This is a genomic window from Arthrobacter sp. R4-81, assembly GCF_054792365.1.
This window is the reverse complement of the sequence record NZ_CP096445.1, coordinates 1,831,306-1,852,323: the sequence shown is the minus strand read 5'-3', so window position 1 is coordinate 1,852,323 and position 21,018 is coordinate 1,831,306. Positions and strand designations below refer to the sequence as shown.

At 62.4% G+C, this 21,018-nt stretch carries 17 protein-coding genes and 1 pseudogene; 11 read left to right on the top strand and 7 right to left on the bottom strand.

Features of this window, described 5'->3' with window-relative positions; all coding sequences use genetic code 11:
• Nucleotides 1–49 precede the first annotated feature (49 nt).
• The 5 genes from M1E05_RS08675 (at nucleotide 50) to M1E05_RS08655 (ending at nucleotide 8,334) form a co-directional block, all read left to right on the top strand.
• Entirely contained in the window at nucleotides 50–1,726 is a 1,677-nt protein-coding gene (locus tag M1E05_RS08675; protein WP_461165017.1) for an ABC transporter substrate-binding protein, read from the top strand.
• 79 nt (nucleotides 1,727–1,805) lie between these two features.
• On the top strand, nucleotides 1,806–3,311 hold the full coding sequence (locus M1E05_RS08670; RefSeq protein WP_458111260.1) for a malate:quinone oxidoreductase: 1,506 nt from the start codon (nucleotides 1,806–1,808) through the stop codon (nucleotides 3,309–3,311).
• Nucleotides 3,312–3,377: 66 nt separating this feature from the next.
• On the top strand, nucleotides 3,378–6,581 hold the full coding sequence (locus tag M1E05_RS08665) for an efflux RND transporter permease subunit (protein WP_461165016.1): 3,204 nt from the start codon (nucleotides 3,378–3,380) through the stop codon (nucleotides 6,579–6,581).
• 134 nt (nucleotides 6,582–6,715) lie between these two features.
• Complete coding sequence (locus M1E05_RS08660) at nucleotides 6,716–7,873, top strand: LLM class flavin-dependent oxidoreductase (RefSeq protein WP_461165015.1); 1,158 nt, start codon at nucleotides 6,716–6,718, stop codon at nucleotides 7,871–7,873.
• A complete protein-coding gene (locus M1E05_RS08655) occupies nucleotides 7,873–8,334 on the top strand; it encodes a MarR family winged helix-turn-helix transcriptional regulator (protein ID WP_458111263.1) in 462 nt (153 codons plus the stop codon). The genes M1E05_RS08660 and M1E05_RS08655 overlap by 1 nt, the downstream gene beginning before the upstream one ends.
• Nucleotides 8,335–8,350: 16 nt before the next feature.
• Here M1E05_RS08655 and M1E05_RS08650 read toward each other — a convergent pair whose 3' ends face one another.
• The gene (locus M1E05_RS08650; RefSeq protein ID WP_458111264.1) at nucleotides 8,351–9,157 is read right to left on the bottom strand and encodes a transglutaminase-like domain-containing protein; all 807 of its coding nucleotides are present in this window, start codon (nucleotides 9,155–9,157) and stop codon (nucleotides 8,351–8,353) included.
• Nucleotides 9,158–9,230: 73 nt separating this feature from the next.
• On the bottom strand, nucleotides 9,231–10,049 hold the full coding sequence (locus M1E05_RS08645) for a hypothetical protein (protein WP_458111265.1): 819 nt from the start codon (nucleotides 10,047–10,049) through the stop codon (nucleotides 9,231–9,233).
• A 90-nt stretch (nucleotides 10,050–10,139) separates the two neighbouring features.
• Here M1E05_RS08645 and M1E05_RS08640 point away from each other — a divergent pair, with 90 nt between their 5' ends.
• The 3 genes from M1E05_RS08640 (at nucleotide 10,140) to M1E05_RS08630 (ending at nucleotide 12,375) form a co-directional block, all read left to right on the top strand.
• The gene (locus M1E05_RS08640; RefSeq protein ID WP_461165014.1) at nucleotides 10,140–10,802 is read left to right on the top strand and encodes a DUF1684 domain-containing protein; all 663 of its coding nucleotides are present in this window, start codon (nucleotides 10,140–10,142) and stop codon (nucleotides 10,800–10,802) included.
• 111 nt (nucleotides 10,803–10,913) lie between these two features.
• Nucleotides 10,914–11,507: a DM13 domain-containing protein gene (locus M1E05_RS08635; protein ID WP_458111267.1), complete on the top strand. Its 594-nt coding sequence runs from the start codon at nucleotides 10,914–10,916 to the stop codon at nucleotides 11,505–11,507.
• Between the two features lie 25 nt (nucleotides 11,508–11,532).
• Complete coding sequence (locus M1E05_RS08630) at nucleotides 11,533–12,375, top strand: fumarylacetoacetate hydrolase family protein (protein ID WP_458111268.1); 843 nt, start codon at nucleotides 11,533–11,535, stop codon at nucleotides 12,373–12,375.
• Here M1E05_RS08630 and M1E05_RS08625 read toward each other — a convergent pair.
• The 5 genes from M1E05_RS08625 to M1E05_RS08605 are packed head-to-tail and all read right to left on the bottom strand — an operon-like array spanning nucleotide 12,372 to nucleotide 18,214.
• Nucleotides 12,372–13,544 carry a cysteine desulfurase family protein gene (locus M1E05_RS08625; protein WP_461165013.1) on the bottom strand — a complete coding sequence of 391 codons (1,173 nt, stop codon included), beginning with the start codon at nucleotides 13,542–13,544 and terminating at the stop codon, nucleotides 12,372–12,374. The two genes, M1E05_RS08630 and M1E05_RS08625, sit on opposite strands and share 4 nt — an antisense overlap.
• 6 nt (nucleotides 13,545–13,550) lie before the next feature.
• A complete protein-coding gene (gene nadC, locus M1E05_RS08620) occupies nucleotides 13,551–14,516 on the bottom strand; it encodes a carboxylating nicotinate-nucleotide diphosphorylase (RefSeq protein ID WP_461165012.1) in 966 nt (321 codons plus the stop codon).
• Nucleotides 14,513–16,201, bottom strand: coding sequence for an L-aspartate oxidase (nadB, locus tag M1E05_RS08615; protein ID WP_461165011.1), 1,689 nt, complete (start codon nucleotides 16,199–16,201; stop codon nucleotides 14,513–14,515). Before nadB ends, nadC begins: the two co-directional genes overlap by 4 nt.
• The gene (nadA, locus tag M1E05_RS08610) at nucleotides 16,198–17,508 is read right to left on the bottom strand and encodes a quinolinate synthase NadA (protein WP_461165010.1); all 1,311 of its coding nucleotides are present in this window, start codon (nucleotides 17,506–17,508) and stop codon (nucleotides 16,198–16,200) included. Before nadA ends, nadB begins: the two co-directional genes overlap by 4 nt.
• Nucleotides 17,495–18,214: an NUDIX hydrolase gene (locus tag M1E05_RS08605; protein ID WP_461165009.1), complete on the bottom strand. Its 720-nt coding sequence runs from the start codon at nucleotides 18,212–18,214 to the stop codon at nucleotides 17,495–17,497. Before M1E05_RS08605 ends, nadA begins: the two co-directional genes overlap by 14 nt.
• Before the next feature lie 289 nt (nucleotides 18,215–18,503).
• Here M1E05_RS08605 and M1E05_RS08600 point away from each other — a divergent pair, with 289 nt between their 5' ends.
• The 3 genes and pseudogenes from M1E05_RS08600 to M1E05_RS08590 all read left to right on the top strand — a co-directional run bounded on the left by M1E05_RS08600 (nucleotide 18,504) and on the right by M1E05_RS08590 (nucleotide 21,014).
• Nucleotides 18,504–19,910 carry an amino acid permease gene (locus tag M1E05_RS08600; RefSeq protein WP_461165008.1) on the top strand — a complete coding sequence of 469 codons (1,407 nt, stop codon included), beginning with the start codon at nucleotides 18,504–18,506 and terminating at the stop codon, nucleotides 19,908–19,910.
• A 71-nt stretch (nucleotides 19,911–19,981) separates the two neighbouring features.
• Nucleotides 19,982–20,182, top strand: a pseudogene (locus tag M1E05_RS08595) (biotin/lipoyl-containing protein); the annotation flags it as partial.
• Nucleotides 20,183–20,186: 4 nt separating this feature from the next.
• Nucleotides 20,187–21,014: an alpha/beta fold hydrolase gene (locus M1E05_RS08590; RefSeq protein WP_461165007.1), complete on the top strand. Its 828-nt coding sequence runs from the start codon at nucleotides 20,187–20,189 to the stop codon at nucleotides 21,012–21,014.
• Nucleotides 21,015–21,018 lie beyond the last annotated feature (4 nt).

The following is a 21,018-nucleotide window of genomic DNA, read 5'->3' as shown; positions in this document are numbered from 1 at the left end:
ACTGTTCTGCAGTCCGCGGAGCGCCCAGCCGTCCCGAGGTGATCACCGAGTGCCCAGAAGTAAACCGCGCAGCGTCGGAGGAAGCATTGGCGCCGCGCTTTTGGCGTTGCTGCTCGTCTCCTGCACCGGGGCACCGGTGCCCACACCCTCGCCTTCGCAGTCCTCCAGCCCGGCGCTGGCCACCAGCGGACCCACGGCCACTTTTACCTTCGGCACAGCCGCCCAGCCCCTCGGGCTGGACCCCGCACTTGTCTCAGACGTGGAAGCCTTCCGGGTAACCCGCCAAGTCCTGGAGGGCCTCGTCGGGGTTGACCAGACAACCGGGCTCCCCACTCCCCTGCTTGCCACCGAATGGAACGAAACGGACAACGGCAGGAGCTACACCTTCAAGCTCCGGAACGGCGTGAAGTTCCAGGACGGCAGCCCCTTCGATGCGAAGTCGGTCTGCACCAACTTCGACCGCTGGTTCAACTTTCCCGCGTCCTTGCGCAAGCAGGCCCCCGGGAGTTCCTTCAACGGCGTCTTTGAAGCTCATTCGGACCAGGCTTCGCTGTCAATTTATAAAGGCTGCTCAGCAATTGCCCCGGACAACGTCCGAATCGACCTCACCCAGCGCTTCACTGGATTCCTCCAGGCGCTGACCCTCCCGGCCTTCGGCATCTCCTCCCCCAAAGCGATGGCCGAAGGAACCGCCGACGTCCTGGATCAAACCCGCGAGGGCACAGCAATCTCCAAGTATGCCGCCCACCCCGTGGGCACCGGCCCCTACAGTTTTGCCGGCTGGGATAACACCAAGGTCACTCTCGTCAGCAACAAAGATTATTGGGGGGACAAGGGCCAGATCGGCACCATCAACTTTGTCACCTACGATCACCCGCAGGCGAGGCTGCAAGCTCTGCTGGACGGAAAGATTGATGGCTACGACGCCGTCACTGTGGGCAACTTTGATCAGCTGGTTAAGCAAGGCAAGCAGATCATCCAGCGCGATCCCTTCTCAGTGATGTACCTCGGCATGAACCAGGAAATACCGATCCTCCAGAACCTCGAGGTACGCCAGGCGATTGAAATGGCGCTGGACAAGGACACGCTGATCCGGAAGTTCTACATCGATAACACGGCAGAAGCTGCACAGTTTGTTCCACCCAAGCTGAACGGATTCAACAACGATGCGCCTACTCTCGGATACAATCCGGAGAAGGCCAAGGAACTGCTGGCCAAGTCCGGCTACAAGGGCGAGCAACTCAAGTTCTACTATCCACTGAACGTAACCCGGCCTTACCTTCCAACCCCTGAAAAGATCTACGCGGAGATCAGCAGGGAACTGACAGCCGTCGGGTTCAACATCAAACCCGTACCGGTCGAATGGTCCGACGGGTACCTGCAAAAAGTACAGTCCCCCGGCGACCATGCACTGCATCTTCTCGGCTGGAACGGTTCGTACTCTGATCCTGACAACTTCGTGGGGCCGCTCTTTGGTGAAAAGAACGGTGAGTTCGGTTACCAGGACGCCCAGGTCTTCTCGAAGATTGAGCGGGCACGGGGGCTCCCCGAGGGGCCGGAGCGCACCGATCTGTATCACACCATCAATGACCAGATCGCTGCGTCGGTCCCCGCTGTGCCGATCGCGTTCCCCATTTCGGCCCTGGCGCTCTCCGACCGGGTGCTCAAATACCCCGCCTCCCCCGTCTTAAATGAGGTTTTCACAAAGGTCGAGCTAAAGCCTTGACGGGCGCCGGCAATTTCAGTAAGTAGCCTGCCCGGGGATATTCTGTGACAGCCAGAGCCGCTGCTATCGGAGACTGATTGTGACTTTCATTTCCAAGACAAAAAAAGCCGACGTCGTCCTGATTGGCGGCGGCATCATGAGTGCCACTCTTGGCGCCTTCATCAAGCAGCTCGAACCGAATTGGACAGTTTCCCTTTTCGAACGCCTGGACGAAGCCGGGCTTGAGAGCTCCGGCCCCTGGAACAATGCGGGCACCGGCCACGCCGCACTGTGTGAGCTCAACTACACCCCCGCAGCCAAAGACGGCTCCGTGGACCCCTCAAAGGCCCTTCACATCAATGAGCAGTTCCAGTTGTCGCGCCAGTTCTGGTCGCACTTGGTAACCAACTCGCTGATCGGTTCGCCGAAGAACTTCATCAACACCGTTCCCCACATGAGCTTCGTCATTGGCGAGGCCAATGCCGGCTTCCTGAAGAACCGTTACAACGCCTTGAAGCCGAATGTGCTCTTCCGCAACATGGAGTACTCCGAAGACCAGGCCCGGATCGCCAAATGGGCTCCCCTCATCGTCAAGGGCCGTGACTCCAAGCAGCGTGTGGCCGCCACCCGCGCAGCGGAGGGTACCGACGTCGACTTCGGGGCCCTGACCCGCGACCTGATCACCTATCTGGGCAACAACGGCGTGGAGATCAACTACGGCCACGATGTCACCGGGATCCGTCGCGCGTCCGGCGGCGGCTGGGACCTCTCCCTGAAGTACCCGAAGTCCGGCGAGCACGGAAAAATCCACGCGAAGTATGTCTTTGTGGGAGCCGGAGGCGGTGCGCTGCACCTGCTGCAGGCCTCGGGGATACCGGAAAGCAAAGGGTTTGGCGGGTTCCCGGTATCAGGGCAGTTCTTCCGCTGCACCGATGAGAAACTGGCCGCCCGGCACAGCGCGAAGGTCTATGGACAAGCGTCGGTAGGAGCACCGCCCATGTCCGTGCCCCACCTGGACACCCGGTTCGTCCAGGGCAAACGGTCCCTGCTCTTTGGCCCTTATGCGGGCTTCTCCACCAACTTCCTGAAACACGGCTCCTACCTGGACCTCCCCCGCTCCATCCGGCCCCACAACATCATCCCGATGCTTGCCGTAGGCAAGGACAACATGGACCTGACCGCCTACCTGATCAAGGAAGTCGCGAAGCGCCACGGCGAAAAGGTTGAGGCCCTTCGCGAGTACTATCCGGAAGCAAAAGACGGCGATTGGGAACTCATCACCGCCGGCCAGCGTGTTCAGATCATCAAGAAAGATCCGAAAAAGGGCGGTGTGCTCCAATTCGGCACTGAAGTGATCGCCGGCCGCGACGGTTCCATCGGTGCCTTGCTCGGCGCATCGCCTGGTGCCTCCACTGCTGTACCCATCATGATCGAGCTCCTGCAGAAGTCCTTCCCGAAGAATTTCAAGGGTTGGCAGTCAAAGCTCAAGGACATGATGCCCGGGTACGGGGTGAAGCTAAACGACAATCCCGAGCTCGCTGTTCAGCTTGAAGAAGAGACCGCCAAGGCGCTCCAACTGGAAACGGTAAACGCGACGAAGAGCTGATCCGGCAGGGGATGCGGCGGGCCGTGCGTTCGATCTTTGTCCGTCAATCCACCAGGAGATTATGAGATGTTCCGGCTGGCAAAGCTCTCGCTGGCAAACCGGGCCCTGATCGCGCTGATCACTGTCTTCGCGTCGGTATTCGGAGTGATCACGATGTCCTCCTTGAAGCAGGAGCTCATCCCGTCCATCGAGTTCCCGCGGATCACCGTCATTTCCTCCATGCCCGGCGCCTCACCGGAGGTAGTGGACAAGCAGGTCAGCGGCCCCTTGGAGACGGCGTTGAATGGGGTCGAAGGGCTGGAATCAACGTCTGCTACGTCCCGCAGTGGTGTATCGCAGATCAATCTTGTCTTCACCTATGGATCGAACCTGGACCGTGCCCGGAACCAGATTGACCGGGCCATCTCCAACGCCAAACGGGCTTTGCCGGAAGACGTCGAGCCGCAGGCCATTGCGGGGAGCATCAGTGATTTCCCGATTGTCTTTCTGGCGGTGTCCTCTGACAAGTCGCTGAGCGAACTGAACGCCGACCTCCTGCGGCTGAGCGTTCCTGCCCTGCAGAAGATCGACGGCGTCAGGGGCGCCGAGGTGACCGGCGGAGCAACCCAGCACATCCAGATCCTCCCCAGGCCCGATGCCATGGCCGCCAAGGGTGCCACGCTTCAGTCGATCAGTGATGCTCTGAAGAACAACGGCGCCCTCGTGCCCGCGGGAACCATTGAGGAACAAGGCAAGTCGCTCTCCCTGCAGATCGGCAGTCCTGTTGATTCCCTCGATGCCATCAAGGCCCTTCCCCTTGGTGGTGCCAGGGACGCTGCGACCATCGGCAGCGTGGCGGGCGTCAGCATTAAAGACGACACGCGGACCTCGATCACCCGGACCAACGGCAAGGAAACCCTTGCGCTGTCAGTTACCAAGAAGCCCGACGGCGACACTGTAGCAATCTCGCACGCAGTCAATGATGCGCTCCCCCAGCTTGAGGCGGAGCTCGGTGCCAACGCCACCTTCACCCCCGTTTTTGATCAGGCACCGTTCATTGAAAAATCCATCAAGGACCTGACCACTGAGGGGCTGCTCGGCCTCGGATTCGCCGTCGCCGTCATCCTGGTGTTCCTGCTCTCAGTGCGCTCCACGCTGGTGACAGCTGTCTCTATTCCCCTCTCCCTCCTGATCACGTTCATCGGCCTCTCCGGCACTGGATACTCACTGAATATCCTGACCCTGGGGGCCTTGACCATCGCGATCGGCCGCGTGGTGGACGACTCGATCGTGGTGATAGAGAACATCAAGCGTCATTTGAGCTACGGCGAGCCGAAGGTCACTGCCATCCTCACCGCCATCCGGGAAGTCGCGGGGGCCATTACTGCCTCGACCCTCACCACTGTGGCAGTCTTCCTTCCCATCGCCTTTGTGGGGGAATTAGCCGGCGAGCTCTTCCGCCCGTTTGCCCTCACCGTCACCATTGCCCTGTTGTCCTCCCTGCTCGTATCCCTGACAATCGTGCCCGTCCTGGCCTACTGGTTCCTCAAGGGCCCTCCCTCTGCGGCGGATCCGGGAACCGCTGCCGAAACTGCGGCCAAGGCCCACGAAGCAGAGCAACGCACAATCCTGCAGCGGGGCTATCTGCCCGTCCTCCGGAAGACGCAGAAACATCCAGTGGTAACGCTGGTCGCAGCGGTGCTGGTCTTGGGTGCAACGGCGGCCATGACTCCCCTGTTGGCGACCGACCTCCTGGGCAGCTCCGGCCAGAACAGTATGAGCATCCGTCAGCAACTTCCCGGGGGCACAAGCCTTGCCGATGCAAGCACCGAGGCCGCAAAGGTTGAAGATGTCCTGGATGACATCGACGGAATCAAAGATGTCCAGGTCACCACGGGCAATGCCCAGGCGGGCTTCGCTGCACTCCTCTCCACAGGTGCCTCAAACTCAACGTTCACTGTGGTCACCGACGAGAAGGCTAAGCAGTCCCTTCTCCAGGAAACAGTTCGTGAGCGCCTGAAAGAAGCCGGCGTCTCAGGAAAAATCTCCGTAGCAACCCAGCAGGGGGGCCTCGGCACGTCATCGACCGTGGACATCACCCTCAAGGCGTCGAACTCCGGAGACCTGCGGACTGCGAGCGATGCCATGGTGCAGGCCATGGAAGGCGTCCCGGGAAGCACAGAGACGGTGACCAATCTGGCCACAACCCAGCCCGTAGTACAGGTCAAGGTGGACCGGGCGAGGGCCGTCGCCGCAGGACTCAACGAAGAACGCGTCGCCGGTGTCCTGGCCTCGACCATCAGTCCCATTCCGGCAGGAACTGTCCGGATCAATACGAATGACTTTCCTGTCCAGATAGGCCTCGGCACACAGTTCAAGAGCATTGACGGGGTCAGGAACATCCCACTTCCCGGCGGCAAGGGGCTGACGCTCGGCAGTATCGCTTCAGTCCAGCAGGTGGACTCCCCCGTCTCCATTACCGCCAGCGGCGGGCAGCGGACGGCGACTGTCTCCATCACGCCGTCGGGGTCCAATCTTGGTGCCGTCAGCGGCGAGGTCCAGAACAGGCTTAAGACCGTTCAGTTGCCGTCAGGGGTCACTGCCGAGATCGGCGGCGCCACGACGCAGCAAGCCGAGTCCTTCCAGCAGTTGGGGCTTGCGCTGCTGGCTGCCATCGCGATTGTGTACGTGATCATGGTCGCGACCTTCAAATCACTGGTGCAGCCCCTGATACTGCTCGTTTCCATTCCTTTTGCAGCAACGGGCGCTATCGCGCTCCTGCTTCTGACCGGAATTCCCCTTGGCTTGCCTTCACTCATCGGGATGCTGATGCTGGTGGGCATTGTGGTCACCAACGCCATTGTGCTGATAGACCTCATAAACCAGTACCGGCAACCACGGGACGGCCGGCCGGGCATGAACGTGCCAGACGCCATCACCCATGGCGCCCGCCAACGCCTCCGGCCGATCCTGATGACAGCCCTGGCCACGGTCTTCGCGCTGACGCCCATGGCATTGGGCTTTACCGGCGGCGGCGGATTCATCTCACAGCCCTTGGCGATCGTCGTCATCGGCGGGCTCCTGTCTTCCACAGCCCTGACTCTCGTCCTGGTGCCGGTTCTCTACCGGCTGGTGGAGGGCCGGCGCGAAAAGAAGTCCCTCCTGTTGGCCATGAAGCAACGGCCCGCCTTCACCCCGGCAGCAGATGTCGATGCTGAATTCGCCGACTGGACGACAGGCAAGATCGCCAAAGTCAGTGGACGGCGGGCTGCTCCGGGCGAGCCGAGCTAACACTCCTGGTCCCGGCCCCCACCCGGGAATAATTCCTTCCTCCCTGCGTTGTACCCGGCGATAGATGCAAATGCATGTATATCCGGTATACTGGGATCAGTTTTCCGGAACTTCATGAAACTGAAAGGGACATCATGCAGATCGGCGTATTCAGCGTCAGCGACATCACTACCGACCCCACCACGGGCCGTACTCCCACTGAGAACGAGCGCATCAAGGCGGAAGTGGCCATCGCCAAGAAGGTCGAAGAGATCGGCATGGATGTCTTTGCGATCGGGGAGCACCACAACCGGCCCTTCTTCTCCTCCTCGCCCACCACCACACTGGCGTACATCGCAGCCCAGACGGAGCGGATCATCCTCTCCACGGCCACAACCCTGATCACCACCAATGATCCCGTGAAGATTGCCGAAGACTACGCGATGCTCCAGCACCTTGCCGACGGCCGGGTGGATCTGGTGATGGGACGAGGCAATACGGCACCGGTGTACCCGTGGTTCGGCAAGAACATCCAGGACGGCATAGAACTGGCGATAGAGAACTACAGCCTGCTGCGCCGGCTCTGGGACGAGGACACTGTCAACTGGTCCGGTAAACACCGCACGCCCCTGCAGAACTTCACGTCCACTCCCCGGCCTCTCGACGGCGTTGCACCCTTCGTCTGGCACGGATCGATCCGCAGCCCGCAAATTGCGGAAGTGGCGGCTTACTATGGCGACGGCTTCTTTGCGAACAACATTTTCTGGCCTAAAGAGCATTACCAGCAGCTGATCGGTCTTTACCGTGAGCGTTATGAGCACTACGGACACGGGAAGGCTGACCAGGCCATCGTTGGACTGGGCGGACAGTTCTTCATGCGCAGGAATTCCCAGGATGCCGTCAAAGAATTCCGGCCATACTTCGACAATGCACCGGTATACGGCCACGGACCGTCGCTGGAAGACTTCACATCACAGACCCCGCTGACGGTTGGAAGCCCCCAGGAAGTCATCGAGAAGACCCTCACCTTCCGGGAATTCTTTGGCGACTACCAGCGGCAACTGTTCCTCATTGACCACGCGGGCCTGCCGCTGAAAACCGTGCTGGAGCAGCTTGATCTGTTCGGGGAAGAAGTCCTTCCCGTCCTTCGCAAGGAATATGCGTCCCTTAAGCCTGCCCACGTTCCCGAGCCTCCAACCCATGCTGCCCGGGTCGCTGCCCTGCCGGCGGCACAGGACAAGAAATCATCCGTCTCTGCCGCGGCTCTGCCTCAAACGGCGGGGACGGCAGCAGCCTCAGCAAAGGAGGCGTGATGGCCGACCGTCCAGCCGAATCGCCGGTCCGCCTTGCAGCGGAAACCTGGGAGTCTCTCTTCCGCGCCCAGGTTGCCGTGATGCGGCGACTGCAGTCCGGACCTGCTTTCAAGTCAATAGCCCTCAATGAATACGACGTCCTGTTCACGTTGTCGCGCTGTCCCTCGGGCTGGCTCCGGCTCAATGAGCTGAACGACCATATCCTGTTGAGCCAGTCCAGCCTGAGCCGGCTGGTGGAGCGGCTGGAGAAGCGCGGCCTGGTGGAGCGTATGCCCGCTCCCGACGACGGCAGGGGAGTCCTGCTGAAGCTCACCGAAGCGGGAAGTGATCTGCAGAAGCAGATCGGCAGGATGCATGTACGCGATATTGAGGCGCTGATGACGCCGTCGCTGACTGCGGCTGAACAGCGCGAGCTGCTTCGGCTTACTGAGAAGCTCCGAGGTGCCGTCGCCCGGCACTAGCCGCCCAGGACGGGCACTACCGAAGTACTACAAGCTTTGACGGGTCTTCCTCCGGCAATATTCCGTCCACCACAGCGGTGACGCCCAGCTCCCTGAGGGTGAGGCTTCCTCCGATTGTAGAGAGGAAGGCTGTGTCGGAGGAGTCCCGGCCTGCCGTGATGCGGAGCATGCTCTCGCGCGGTGCCAACCCTGTGGGGTCAATGATGTGCCAGGCCCCGTTGAGATGGGCCTCCACCACGGCATGGAAATCCATGGGGCTCAGTCCGGGAGCGTAGACGGCAGCGAGGCGGCACGGCACGTTTTTGGACCGCAACAATGCAATGGCCAGATGAGCGAAGTCCCTGCAGACACCCCTACGGTGCAGCAGGGTCTCCACTGCCCCGTCGGTTCCCCGCGAGGATCCACTGATATAGCGCAGCTCGGTGGATACCCAGTTCCGGACAGTGTGCAGGAGTTCTTCCCCCTGGAGCCCGCCGAATTCTGCGTAGGCGGTGGGCAGGAGGCGATCAGATTCCGCATAGCGGCTGGGCCGGACGTAGCGGATGAGATCCATAAGGGTGGGCTCCTGCGGGATCGCCTGCCCGGACACGGTGGCGGCATAGTCGACGGTTACTTCGGAGGGATCAGCAAGCTCAAAGTAGTGGAACCTTCCGCCGTGATCATCGGCCAGTTCCGTGACCGGAACGTTCTGGCCGCCCGCTGTCACGGACAGCGTTTCTGTCACCGAGGAATAGCCTGGATTGCTGGCCACGGCAACAGCCAGAGCAACTTTCGTCTCGGCGGTGGTCTTGAAGACGAGCCGGGCGGCGACCGAGCGTTGCATGTATCTCCGGAGTATGAAGTGGAAGCAGAGCAGCCCTCAAACCGCCAGCCAGAAGCAGAGGCAAACGGTGGGACTAGTTATTGATCTTCAGAGACATTAGCATCCGCTGGACGTTGGCGAATTCAGATCCCTCGTTCACGTACTTGGCCGCCTGATCCAAGGTGTCAAAGGATTTCGCCGGTGCCACCTTTTCATCCGTGGCGAAGGCCTTCAGCGCAGTGAGATCCCCGAAGGAATAGTTGCCCTTGCCTGCCGGACCCCGGACGACGTTCTGCAGGGTGCAGGCCTTTCCGTCCGCGCCGCCGACCATGTTGGTGATGCCAAATGAACCGAAGAACTTGTACCCCTGGATGACGCGGAATACCACTCGCGGCGGAATAGTGCCCTCCCCGTCAGCATGTGGCAATTCCACCGGAACGCTGCTGACAACCACGTAGGGCTTGGCCGTTGGAGCGGCGCAATCCACCGGAGCCGCCGCGGGCAACCCTGTCTGCAGGGTGGCAAGATAAGCACCTTTGGAATCCTTCACCTCGATTTTCAGTGCACCGGGCAGAGAACCATCCGCGGGTGGCAGGGACTGCGTAATCCACTCCTGCGGCAGCTCAAAGCTCACCGTTTTCCCGGGATCGTTGAAGACCTTCCAGGCGGAAGCAGTTGCGCCGACCACCGGAGTCTCGCCTCCCGACGGGGTGGCCTCCGCAGTTGAGGTTCCGGATACGGCGGTTTCCGTTGGATTTGCAGTGGGGGCCTGGGATACGGAACCTGAGGGACTCGCGCCGGCCGTCCACGCCGGAGTGCCTTTTCCGTCGTTGCTGCAGCCAGCCATCGCCGCTGCCGCCACGAGCAGCACTGAGGTTAGCCGGAGCGATGCGGAGATTCCCGTCCCTGTCATGCATCCCAGCGTAGCGGTCAGGGGGGACCCGCGACGGTCGGCGGCGCAGCGTTTCGCGGAGGGGATGCCAAAGGCGACTAGGCTGGGGGAATGGCGAATTTGCAAGAAAATCGGGGCGGCGGCAAGATCACAGAAATCTCCGCCGTCGACGTCGCAGACTGGCGGCTACGGACGTTCGCCCTTTATGACAATGTCAGGCGGATTGCCGCTGACAACCCGGCGGAAGCGCATTCCTATTGGCGGCAAGAGCGTGACCGTATGTTCGGGACGCACCCCGCCTCACCTCTGACGGCCGCCGATAAGGCCGTTTTTGGCGGCCTCCGGACAGCGGATTACGATCCCATCTACCGCTTCAACGTCCCCCTGACGAAAGAGGGCGCGGGCCGGGAGATGAGCGTCGATAATGGCACCGATGGTCCGGTGCATTTTGTCCGGCTCGGGACCTTTGACTTTCCCGAGATGGGCCAACTGGCAGTCTGGAAGATCCAGGGCTACGGCGGAGGCATCTTCGTACCCTTCCGCGACGCCACCGCCGGGCAGAGCGGCGGCAGTTACGGTTCCGGGCGATACCTCCTCGACACCATCAAGGGCGCCTACCAAGGCATCCGCGGCTCTGGTCCCTCGGCAGAATTCATCCTGGACTTCAACTTCGCCTACAACCCGTCATGCGCTTACAACGAGGCCTGGGCCTCTCCGCTTGCGGGGCCGTCCAACCGCCTCGCGGTGGAAATCCCCGTGGGCGAGCTCTCCTAGGCCGGCGGACTCTCCCCCACTCTCTCCGGCAGGCAAACTCTCCGGGGGTTGTCAGCAAACGGTAAGACTTTCCCGGGGACAGAGCATTCCCTCCGCACCTACCGTAGAGATATGGAATTCCTCAAACGCCGCAAAGTCCTGGCTGTGCTCATTCCCTGCACGGTGGCTGTGCTGTTGATCGGCGCCTACCTCTTCCAACCCTGGCGGCTCTTCACAAGCAGCACGCTTAATGAGGCCCTGCCTGAGGCCGTACCCGCTGCCTCCTCCCCCTCGAACACAACCACAGTTTCGCCGTCGGGCCCCACGGAAAGCATGCAGCCCACTCCGTCCGCCGCGACCGCAGGGGCCCCAGCCTCGGAAGCTGCACCTGTTGTGGTGGCCCGGGGCGATTTCCAATCCCAGGAGCACCCAACCAGCGGTACGGCCAGCCTCCTGACGCTGGCAGACGGGACGCAGCTGGTGCGGCTGGAGAATCTGGCCAGCAGCGATGGGCCAGATGTCAAGATCTGGCTCAGTGAACTAGACGCCGGCGGTGACTGGTTCAAGTACCGGGGAGGCAAATACCTGGACCTCGGCCATATCAAAGCAACCCATGGCACCCACAACTACGTCATTCCTGCCGGCGCAGACCTGAGTGGATTGGACACGGTGGTGCTCTGGTGCGACAGGTTCAGCGTCGCCTTCGGATCCGCTGCCCTGGCCTAGTGCCGGCCGAGCATAGGATGTGGGGATGATTCCAGGTTCATCCCGCCGCATCGCCCGCGTTCGCCCCTTGGTCCGGGAATCACCAACGCCACCAGCCGAACAGTACTTCGTGGCCAACGACTGTCCCGACTTCAGCTCTGCGGAAGGGCGGCGCTGGACCGTCATTGCCTCGCCCTTTCCGGAGTCATTGGCTAATGCGGTAAGCCCGGCGCGTACCGGTTGGACTGCAGGCCAGGAGGTCAGCGAGGACACCTTCCGCTTCCTGGCTCCCAGCGTTCCCGCCAATGTTCTGGGGATGGCCCACAATACGGGCCCGTCGGGCCGGGCCCTTCCACCCCAGGCGTTCCACAAGGCAGCCACGAGCGTCATAGGACCGGGCGACACCATTGAACTACCGGAGGGAGGAGAGCAGGTTGACCCGGAAGCCGAACTGACAGTCGTCGTCGGGCGTAAAGCGCGCGGACTGACCCTCAAAAACGCCCGCGCTGCTGTACTCGGATACACGATCGGCAACGACGTGACCAGCCGGGACCATCAGAAAACGGATCAGCTGTGGATCAGCGCCAAGAGCCAGGACACCTTCACCCCCGTTGGACCATGGCTGGTCACCTCCCTGGATGACTCTGCGGTATCCATGGGGATCACGCACAACGGTCGGACGCTTGGGGCCGGGAGCTCAGCTGACCTCGGGTGGAAGGTGGACGAGATTTTGGTGTACCTGACTTCTTTTATGACCCTGCATCCGGGCGACCTCGTCCTCACCGGGTTCCCGGCCGAATCTGTACCACTCCAGCCCGGCGACACCGTCACGTGTCATGTGGAGGGGATCGGCGAACTCACCAATCCAGTAGGTGTCCGGGAACGTTAGCGGCCGCTGAGGGAACGGACATTCCCGACGGCGGCGCCCACCGCCGCCGCCGCTTCCGCCAGTTCAGCGGCGCCCACCGTTGAGTCGAAGCTGAACCGCACTGCAGTTTGGGCAACTTCTGCCTCTATCCCCAGTGCGAGCAGCACCGGGGACGCCGCATCCGACCCAGCGGCACAGGCAGATCCGCTTGAGCACACCACGCCTTGACGCTCCAATTCCAGCAGGACTGACTCTCCGCTGGTGCCCGGGAAGCAGAACGATGCGATGGAGGGCAGCCGCTCCCGGGGATGACCAGTCAGGATGGCACCCGGGACGAGCTCCAGGACGGTCTTGATGAATTGATCGCGGAGCCCTGCCGCCTTGGCCGCCACAGGCTCTTCGGCAGTTCCCTGCTCAGCCGTGCCAACGAGTGTGAGTGCTTTTGCCAGGGCCACCGCTCCCGCAACGTTCTCGGTACCCGAGCGGCGTCCACGCTCCTGGCCTCCACCGTGGACCAGTGGTTCAATCCTGGTCCGGCTCCGGAGATAGAGTGCCCCGTTGCCCTTGGGTGCACCGAGCTTGTGGCCGGAAATACTGAGGGCATCCACGCCCAACGCCTTGGTGTCCAGGGAAAGCCAGCCTGCAGCCTGCACCGCATCTGTGTGGAACGGTACGCCATGCCTGTGTGCCTCGGCAGCCAAAGCAGCCACCGGCTGAATGGTGCCGATCTCGTTATTCGCATACATGACGCTGACCAGTGCGGTTTCAGGCCGCACCACTTCTGCGAGCGCCTCGGGTGTCACCTGCCCGTACCGGTTCACAGGCACCACATCAACGACGAACCCGTGGAACCCTTCCAGGTACCTGGCAGATTCCTCCACTGCCGGATGCTCTATGGCGCTGATGGCTACCCTGTTGTGGAGGGGGTCGGCGGCCTGGCGGGCCAGGGAGATCCCTTTCACGGCCAGGTTGTCGGCCTCCGTACCTCCTGAGGTGAAGGTTACTTCGCCGGGACGGCAGGCGAGGGAACGCGCCACGGTTGCCCTTGCGTCAGCGAGCGCGTTGGCGGCAGCTTCACCGAGCGTATGGTGGCTGGAGGGGTTGCCGAATTCACCTGTCAGGTAGGGCCACATGGCTTCGAGCACTTCCCGCCGGACCGGTGTTGTGGCTGCCGCGTCGAGGAAAATCATGACGGTTCAGCGGTCCCCGGAACCAGAGGTGGGGGTGAGGCCGGGACTGAGGTCCAGCTCAACGTCCAACCCGAGATCCAAGGCGGCTACGGTGTGGGTGAGCCCTCCGATGGAGATGACGTCCACCCCTGTTGCGGCGATGCCGGCCACCGTTTCCAGGGTTACGTTGCCGCTCGCCTCGATCCGGGCGCGCCCGTTCACCAGAGCGACTCCAGCGGCGAGGTCGGCCGGGCTGAAGTTGTCCAGCATGATGGTGTCCACTCCGGCCGCGAGCACAGGTTCGATCTGCTCCATGGTGTCCACCTCCACCTCAAAGTGGGTGGTGTGCCCCAGCTGTGCCTTGGCTTGGCACAGGAGATCCGTCAGCTTCCGGGAATCACCGCCGGTAATTACGGCCAGGTGGTTGTCTTTTGCCAGCACTGCATCGGACAGGCTGAAGCGGTGGTTGGCCCCACCGCCGCAGCGGACCGCATAACGCTCCAGGACGCGAAGCCCGGGGGTGGTTTTCCTCGTATCGGTGATCCGTGCCTTCGTTCCGGCCACCAGGTCCACAAACCCTGCTGTTTTGGTGGCAATCGCGCTCATCCGCTGGATCAGGTTCAACGCAACGCGTTCGGCGAGCAATACCGCCCGGGCGTTGCCTGTCACCCGGGCAAGGCAAGTGCCGGCGGTAAAACGCTCCCCGTCAGCCACCAGGAGTTCGACGACGGCGTCCGGATCAGTGAGCCTCATCGCGCCGGCGAACACGTTTCCTCCACTGAGAACGCCGGGAACCCTGGCATTGAGCACAGCGGTTGCCCGGGCTTCCTCCGGGATGAGGGTCTGGGACGTGATGTCGCCATAGGGAGCGTCCTCTTCCAGGGCGGAGCGAAGGACTTTCAGGACGGCGGCATCCGGAAGGCTCCCCTGGACGGAGCTGCCAGTACCGGAAACGGCATCGATCGGAGTGAAGGCGTGGGCAGTGGAGGTCATGAGCTGATCCTTTGCATCGGAAGAGTGGTGGCTCCCTGACCACGCAAGTTCTGTGGGGAGTCGGCGCGGTAGTGCGCACCAACAGACTCTTTGCGTGACCTCGCTCCGGCAACGAGCAGCTGTGCTGCCAGCAGCAGGTTCCGGTCTTCGAAATCACGTACGGCCAGCGCATCAGTCCGGACCAAGCCTGCGGCCCAGACCGCCAACTGCCGTGCTGCCTCATCCAGCTCAGCACCGGTACGCAGGACGCCGGCTGCCCGGGTCATCAGACGGGACAAGGCACCGCGGCTGAAGCCATCGGATTCGAAGCCAGTGAAACCCACCGATGCAGCCTCGATGTCTACGCTGGCGTCGCTCGCGGCAAAGCCGGCATCAGTGGTGTCAAAGCGGGCCGGTTCGGCAGCGTCAAGATAAGCCTCGACTGCGCGCCTGCCAAAAACGAGGCCTTCAAGCAGGGAATTGCTGGCGAGCCGGTTGGCGCCCTGGGCACCCGTGCATGCAACCTCACCCGCAGCGTAAAGCCCCGGGATTGAGGTACGGCCCCAGAGGTCTGTGGCGACGCCTCCCATCCAGTAATGGGCGGCCGGGGATACGGGCAGCACTTCCGCCGTCCAGTCGTAACCGGCAGCACGGGTGGCAGCTGTCAACGTCGGGAAACGCCGCGCCAGGAATCCGCGCCCCTTGGAGGCTTCGACGCCGCGGACATCCAGGAAGACCGGGCTGTCCGCCGGCGCCCCGGTCCTTGCCAGGTGGAGGGCAATGCTGCGGGAAACAACATCGCGGGGGGCCAGTTCGGCGTCGGGGTGGTAATCAGGCATGAATCGGTGGCCGGCCGCGTCCGTGAGGACCGCGCCTTCACCACGCACCGCTTCAGAGATGAGCAGCGCGGGTGGACCGCCGGGCCGCTCCGTTGCTGCAAGCGTGGTGGGATGGAACTGGAAGAACTCCAGGTGCCGGACAGTTGCGCCCGCACGCCAGGCCGAGGCCAAACCGTCGGCAGTGGCCACATCCGGGTTGCTCGTGCGGGCAAAAAGCCGGCCGGCGCCGCCGGTAGCCAGCAGCACGGCGTCGGCCTCGATGCTGGTGAACAGTCCGTTGTGGAGGTACTTCACCCCCGATACGCGTCCGTTCGACGTCGTCAGTTCGGTCACGAAGGCGTCCGTCACCAACCGCAGCCTTCCGCTGACTGCCCGCTCGAGGACGGCGGCGATAAGTCCCCTGGCGATGCCCGCGCCGGTCGCGTCCCCACCGGCATGCAGGATCCGGGGTGCGGAGTGGGCCGCTTCCAGCCCCAGGGCAGGATGTCCGGCGTCATCGCAGTCGAAGTCCACCCCGAAGCGCTTCAGCCCGGCGATATCACGGACGGCTTCAGTGCAGAGCACGCGGACGGCTTCGGGGTTGTTCAGGCCCGCGCCGCCGGCGAGAGTATCCGCGATGTGCGCGGCAACAGAGTCACCAGGCGCCGCTTCTCCGGGCTCCAAGACTGCTGAAACTCCACCTTGCGCGTAGAAGGTGTTGCTCTGTTCAAGGGTTCCTTTCGTCAGGAGCACCACGTCAGTCCCGCGGCCATGGGTCCGGGGCGCGTCGGCGGCCAGCAGGGCAGCGTAGAGTCCGGCTATACCGCTTCCAACGACGACGAGCGTGCGCTCCCGTCCGGAGTTCCGCGTTGGCTCCTGCCCATTCATGGACGGGCCGCCAGCATCCGTTCCAACGCCAAGCGTGCCGGGCCTGCAACGGCGTCGTCGACTGTGATCCGGTTGAGTACTTCGCCGTTCACCAGTCCCTCAAGGACCCAGGCGAGGTAACCCGGGTGGATCCGGTACATCGTGGAACACGGGCAGATAACCGGGTCCAGGCAAAAGATGGTGTGCTGCGGGTACTCGGCGGCAAGCCTGTTCACCATGTTGATTTCGGTACCGATGGCGAAGACCGTCGGCTCAGTGGCGGCCGCGATGGCCTTCCGGATGAAGTCCGTGGACCCGGCCGAATCGGCGGCGTCGACTACCTCCATGGGGCATTCGGGGTGCACAATCACCTGCACTCCGGGAAAGTCGATCCGTGCTTTTTCGATCTGACCGACGTTGAAGCGCTTGTGAACTGAGCAGAAGCCGTGCCAAAGGATCACCTGGGAGTCCTGCAGGGCGGTTTCGTCGTTACCACCGAGGTCCTTGCGGGGGTTCCACATGGGCATCCGGTCCAAGGGCACGCCCATGGCCTTGGCAGTGTTGCGGCCCAGGTGCTGGTCCGGGAAGAACAAAACCCGCTGGGCGCGCTGGAATGCCCAGTCCAGCACGGTGGCTGCGTTAGAGGATGTGCAGACGATTCCGCCGTGGTCCCCACAGAAGCCCTTGAGGGCAGCGGAAGAATTCATGTAGGTCACGGGGATGACGGGAACACGGCCGTCGGCGTCGGGCTCGCTGCCGAAGATTTCCTCCAGCTGCTCCCAGCACTCTGTCACGGAATCGATATCAGCCATGTCTGCCATTGAACAACCGGCGGCGAGATTGGGCAGGATCACAGCCTGATCCGGCTTGGAGAGGATGTCGGCCGTCTCAGCCATGAAATGCACGCCGCAGAAAATGATGGCTTCGGCTTCAGGCTTGGTCAGGGCGGCATTGGCCAGCTGGAAGGAGTCACCCACAAAGTCGGCGTATTCGATAACTTCGTCCCGCTGGTAGAAGTGGCCCAGGATCACAGCCCGCTCCCCCAAAGTCGCTTTGGCGGCCCGGATCCTGGCGTCCAGCTCAGCGTCACTGGCCAGTTTGTACTCCTCCGGCAACTGCCCCTGCCTCGGGGTGGCACGAGGTGCGACGTCGGCGCTTGAAGCACCGGGACCATAGGCGGGCGTATCGGCCAGGGCCTCCGCGAGGTCGTAGTCCCAGGGGCCCTTGGCCAGGGCAGGGCTGCAAGTGGAGGCTTTCGCCGCCGCGAACGTTCCTTTTTCGGCCTGTTCACGGGTGATGAGCTGGATGGTTGTGTTAACGCTGCTCATGATTGCTCCTGTTATCTGGGTCTAGGCCTGGGTGGCCGATAAAGCGGTAAAGGCGTGGGGGACGGTGTTTTCCGCCCTGGAGGTATTCACCGGTTTCCTGAATCTCAGGGGTGGATTTGAGTTGCCGACGGAAGTTGGCCGGATCGAGTTGCCTGTCCAGGACGGCCTCATAGACCTCCCGCACTTCTGCCAGCGTGAAGTATTCACCAAGCAGGTGATAGGCAATGGAGCCGTAAGCCATCTTGTTCCTCAGCCGCCACAGCGCGTAGTCCACGATGGCGTTGTGGTCAAAGGCCAGCTCCCCCAGCCGGTCGGCACGGAACCACTTCACGTTTTCAGACTCATCAGCAAGGGCGGCCTCTGTGGGCTGGACGAGCGCCCAGTAGACGATCGACACCACCCTTTGACTGGGCGAGCGGTGGAGGCCTCCGAAGGCGTACAGCTGCTCTAAGTATCTTGGGGCCAGTCCGGTGGTTTCCTGAAGGTTGCGCGAAGCAGCGTCCTGGAGGGATTCGGCATGGGAGAGGGGGCCGCCTGGCAGGGCCCAGAGTCCTTTGAAAGGCTCACGGATGCGCCGCACCAGCGGAAGCCACAGAGTCGGGCGGCCCGACTGCTCACTGGGACGAAGGGCGAAGATCACCGTGGAAATGGCAAGTGAGGGTGGGGCCGCCTGGCGTTCTGAGACATTGGCTGCATTCGTGTACATGATTCCCACCCCCTACGGCACCCTGTGCTGGCCGGATTAGTTCCCGGCCGAACCGGGCTTCACTGGAACAGTTATAGTCACATTGACTAGAACTCATCGTAAGGGGTGAAGGCTTCAAAACAAAATGTTTCGAATTTTGCCGGACACGTTCGCCCGCCTCAGACCTGAGGCGTGCCCATAGCCTGCTCGGCGGCAGCTTCAAGCAACACGCGCGCGGAGAAGGAAAGGGGGTAAATTCGGTAGGTCCCATAAGGACCCGAAACCCACCGACCCCCAAGAAGGTTCGCCCATGACAACGAAGTCCACCGCGGAACGCCCTCCCTCGAAACACCCGGCCAATGAACGCCCTGCCGCTCACCTTGGTCATTCCCTCCGTCCGCGCCAGCTGACCATGATGGGACTAGGAAGTGCCATCGGCGCCGGCCTGTTCCTCGGTTCCGGCGCGGGCATACAGCTGGCTGGACCTGCCGTCCTGATCTCCTACCTCGTGGCCGGCACCCTGATCATTGTGGTGATGTGGGCTCTCGGAGAAATGGCCGCAGCACATCCCAACAGCGGAGCCTTCTCCGTCTATACCGAACGTGCCATGGGCAAAACAGCGGGAGCGACCGTCGGGTGGCTCTGGTGGCTCCAGCTGGTAGTGGTCATAGCCGCGGAAGCCCTTGGAGCGGCGGCACTGTTGTTCTCGGTGTGGCCCGTTATCCCCGTATGGGCCCTTGCATTGGCGTTCATGGTGCTTTTTACCGCCATCAATCTCGCCGGAGTGAAGAATTTCGGCGAGTTCGAGTTCTGGTTCGCCATTCTCAAAGTCACGGCAATCGTCCTGTTCCTGGCCATAGGCGCAGCCCTGCTTCTGGGCCTGTTGCCCGACGTACCCTCGCCCGGCTTGTCCGTCATCGGTGCAGACTTCGCCCCCGCGGGCCTCGGCGGCATCGCGGCCGCCCTCTTTGTGGTCATTTTCGCGTTTGGTGGAACAGAAATCGTCAGCGTTGCTGCGGCCGAGACCGAGGACCCTGCGGACAGCGTTGGCGTAGCGATCCGGACAGTGGTGTGGCGCATCCTGGTCTTCTACATTGGATCGGTTTTGGTGATCGCCGCAGTCCTGCCCGTTGGCTCCCCCGGCCTGCAGTCGCCGTTTGCGGGAGTGCTCGACGCCGCCCGCATCCCTGGTGCCGGTGCAGCCATCACGCTGGTGGCAGCAGTTGCGCTTCTCTCCGCTCTCAACGCCAACTTGTATGGGGCATCACGCATGGCCTACTCGCTGTCGCAGCGCGGCGAGGCCCCCTACTTTCTATCGAAACTGACGCCAGCGGGGGTTCCGGTGCCTGCGGTTCTGGTCTCGGTGGCCTTCGGCTTCGCCGCCACGGTGCTGGAACTGCTCTTCCCTGAGCAGATCCTCCCGGCCCTCTTCCAGCTGGTGGGTTCGACTTGCCTGGTGGTGTGGGGTTCGGCTTTGGTGTCCCAGCTGATCCTCCGCAGGAGGGCGGACCGGGAGGGAACAGAACTTCCCTTGCGGATGAAAGGGTTCCCGGCCCTGACTATCCTCGGACTGATCCTTTTGGCCCTCATTTTGGCAGTCGGCTTCTGGGCAGAAGCCAGCCGCATTCAGCTGTTCAGCACCCTTGTCCTGATCGCCGCCATCGCAGCTGCATCCCGGATAGGCACAAGAATCAGACTGGCCCGCCAAACAGCCTGAGACTGCACAGGCACTGTTTGCGCACGTTCCAAGCCTCAAGGTGGTCTCGCCGTCGAACCCGCACGAGGCCCAAATCCGCGGTTGAACTCCCGAGTGCGCAGGCGGGTAAAGTGGTGCGTATCCACGGCGGGCCAGGCGACAAAATCAACGTCGGCGAACCCCTGATCGTGTTTGAGGTGCCGGACAACACCGCTGGCATCGTGGGCACTGTCCCGAAGGAAGAGGCACCGAAGCGCCGGGTTCGCCTGAGCGCCGTACTTGATGAGGACTGACACGATGAGCGGCAGGCACACCGGCGAACAGCATTCCCACACGGTCGAGGGTACGGACCCCCAGCTGTACGTGGCACTCCATGAGCCAGAGCGCGACGCCGGTCTGCGGCCCATCCTGCTGCTCCATGGATTCTCCTCATCCAGCAAATTGAACTGGGAAGACACCGGTTGGCTGCAGGCCCTTCTTGCAGCGGGGCGCAAAGTCATCACGGTTGACCTTCCGGGCCACGGCCGCAGCGGCGCGCCTGAGGATCTGGACTCATACACGCCCAGCCGGATCCGTGCGGATCTCCTGCAGATAGCGTTCGACGCCGGCGTCCGGCCTGTGCAGGATGGTGACCCTGCCAGCGGACTGGATCTGATCGGCTATTCCCTTGGGTCGCGTCTGGCGTGGGAGTTCGGTGCCACGCAGCCGGAGATCGTCCATCGGATCGTCATGGGCGGCCCGAACACGGCAGACCCGCTGGCGGCTTTCGATCTCGTGGCTGCACAGAATTACCTGGCCGACGGGACTCCCATCGCCGACGACTCCACCGCCCAGCTGCTGAAGATGGCGCTGGTGCTTCCCAGCAACAACATTTTTGCGCTGCTCTCGTTAGTGCAAGCCATCAAGGCCGAGCCTTACGATCCGGCCGAGGCAGTCCCCCATGTGCCAATCCTCCTCGTGGCGGGCGAGAACGACGAGCGCGCGGCGACCATGCCTGACCTGGCCGCGATCGGTTCAAAATCCGGAGCATTGGTGGAGCAGTTGGTGATTCCCGGACGAAACCACACCAGCGCTCTCACAAGCCGCGTCTTCAAACAGGCGGCCATCGAGTTCCTCTCCGTCTGACAAC

Excerpts from the sequence above, each read along its gene's own strand:
- M1E05_RS08590 (WP_461165007.1), top strand. The coding sequence starts at position 20,187 with ATGAGCGGCAGGCACACCGGCGAACAGCATTCCCACACGGTCGAGGGT.
- M1E05_RS08650 (WP_458111264.1), bottom strand. The coding sequence starts at position 9,157 with ATGCAACGCTCGGTCGCCGCCCGGCTCGTCTTCAAGACCACCGCCGAG.
- M1E05_RS08600 (WP_461165008.1), top strand. The coding sequence starts at position 18,504 with ATGACAACGAAGTCCACCGCGGAACGCCCTCCCTCGAAACACCCGGCC.
- nadB (WP_461165011.1), bottom strand. The coding sequence starts at position 16,201 with ATGAATGGGCAGGAGCCAACGCGGAACTCCGGACGGGAGCGCACGCTC.
- M1E05_RS08635 (WP_458111267.1), top strand. The coding sequence starts at position 10,914 with ATGGAATTCCTCAAACGCCGCAAAGTCCTGGCTGTGCTCATTCCCTGC.
- nadC (WP_461165012.1), bottom strand. The coding sequence starts at position 14,516 with ATGACCTCCACTGCCCACGCCTTCACTCCGATCGATGCCGTTTCCGGT.
- M1E05_RS08640 (WP_461165014.1), top strand. The coding sequence starts at position 10,140 with ATGGCGAATTTGCAAGAAAATCGGGGCGGCGGCAAGATCACAGAAATC.
- M1E05_RS08645 (WP_458111265.1), bottom strand. The coding sequence starts at position 10,049 with ATGACAGGGACGGGAATCTCCGCATCGCTCCGGCTAACCTCAGTGCTG.
- M1E05_RS08630 (WP_458111268.1), top strand. The coding sequence starts at position 11,533 with ATGATTCCAGGTTCATCCCGCCGCATCGCCCGCGTTCGCCCCTTGGTC.
- nadA (WP_461165010.1), bottom strand. The coding sequence starts at position 17,508 with ATGAGCAGCGTTAACACAACCATCCAGCTCATCACCCGTGAACAGGCC.
- M1E05_RS08660 (WP_461165015.1), top strand. The coding sequence starts at position 6,716 with ATGCAGATCGGCGTATTCAGCGTCAGCGACATCACTACCGACCCCACC.
- M1E05_RS08625 (WP_461165013.1), bottom strand. The coding sequence starts at position 13,544 with ATGATTTTCCTCGACGCGGCAGCCACAACACCGGTCCGGCGGGAAGTG.
- M1E05_RS08655 (WP_458111263.1), top strand. The coding sequence starts at position 7,873 with ATGGCCGACCGTCCAGCCGAATCGCCGGTCCGCCTTGCAGCGGAAACC.
- M1E05_RS08605 (WP_461165009.1), bottom strand. The coding sequence starts at position 18,214 with ATGTACACGAATGCAGCCAATGTCTCAGAACGCCAGGCGGCCCCACCC.
- M1E05_RS08665 (WP_461165016.1), top strand. The coding sequence starts at position 3,378 with ATGTTCCGGCTGGCAAAGCTCTCGCTGGCAAACCGGGCCCTGATCGCG.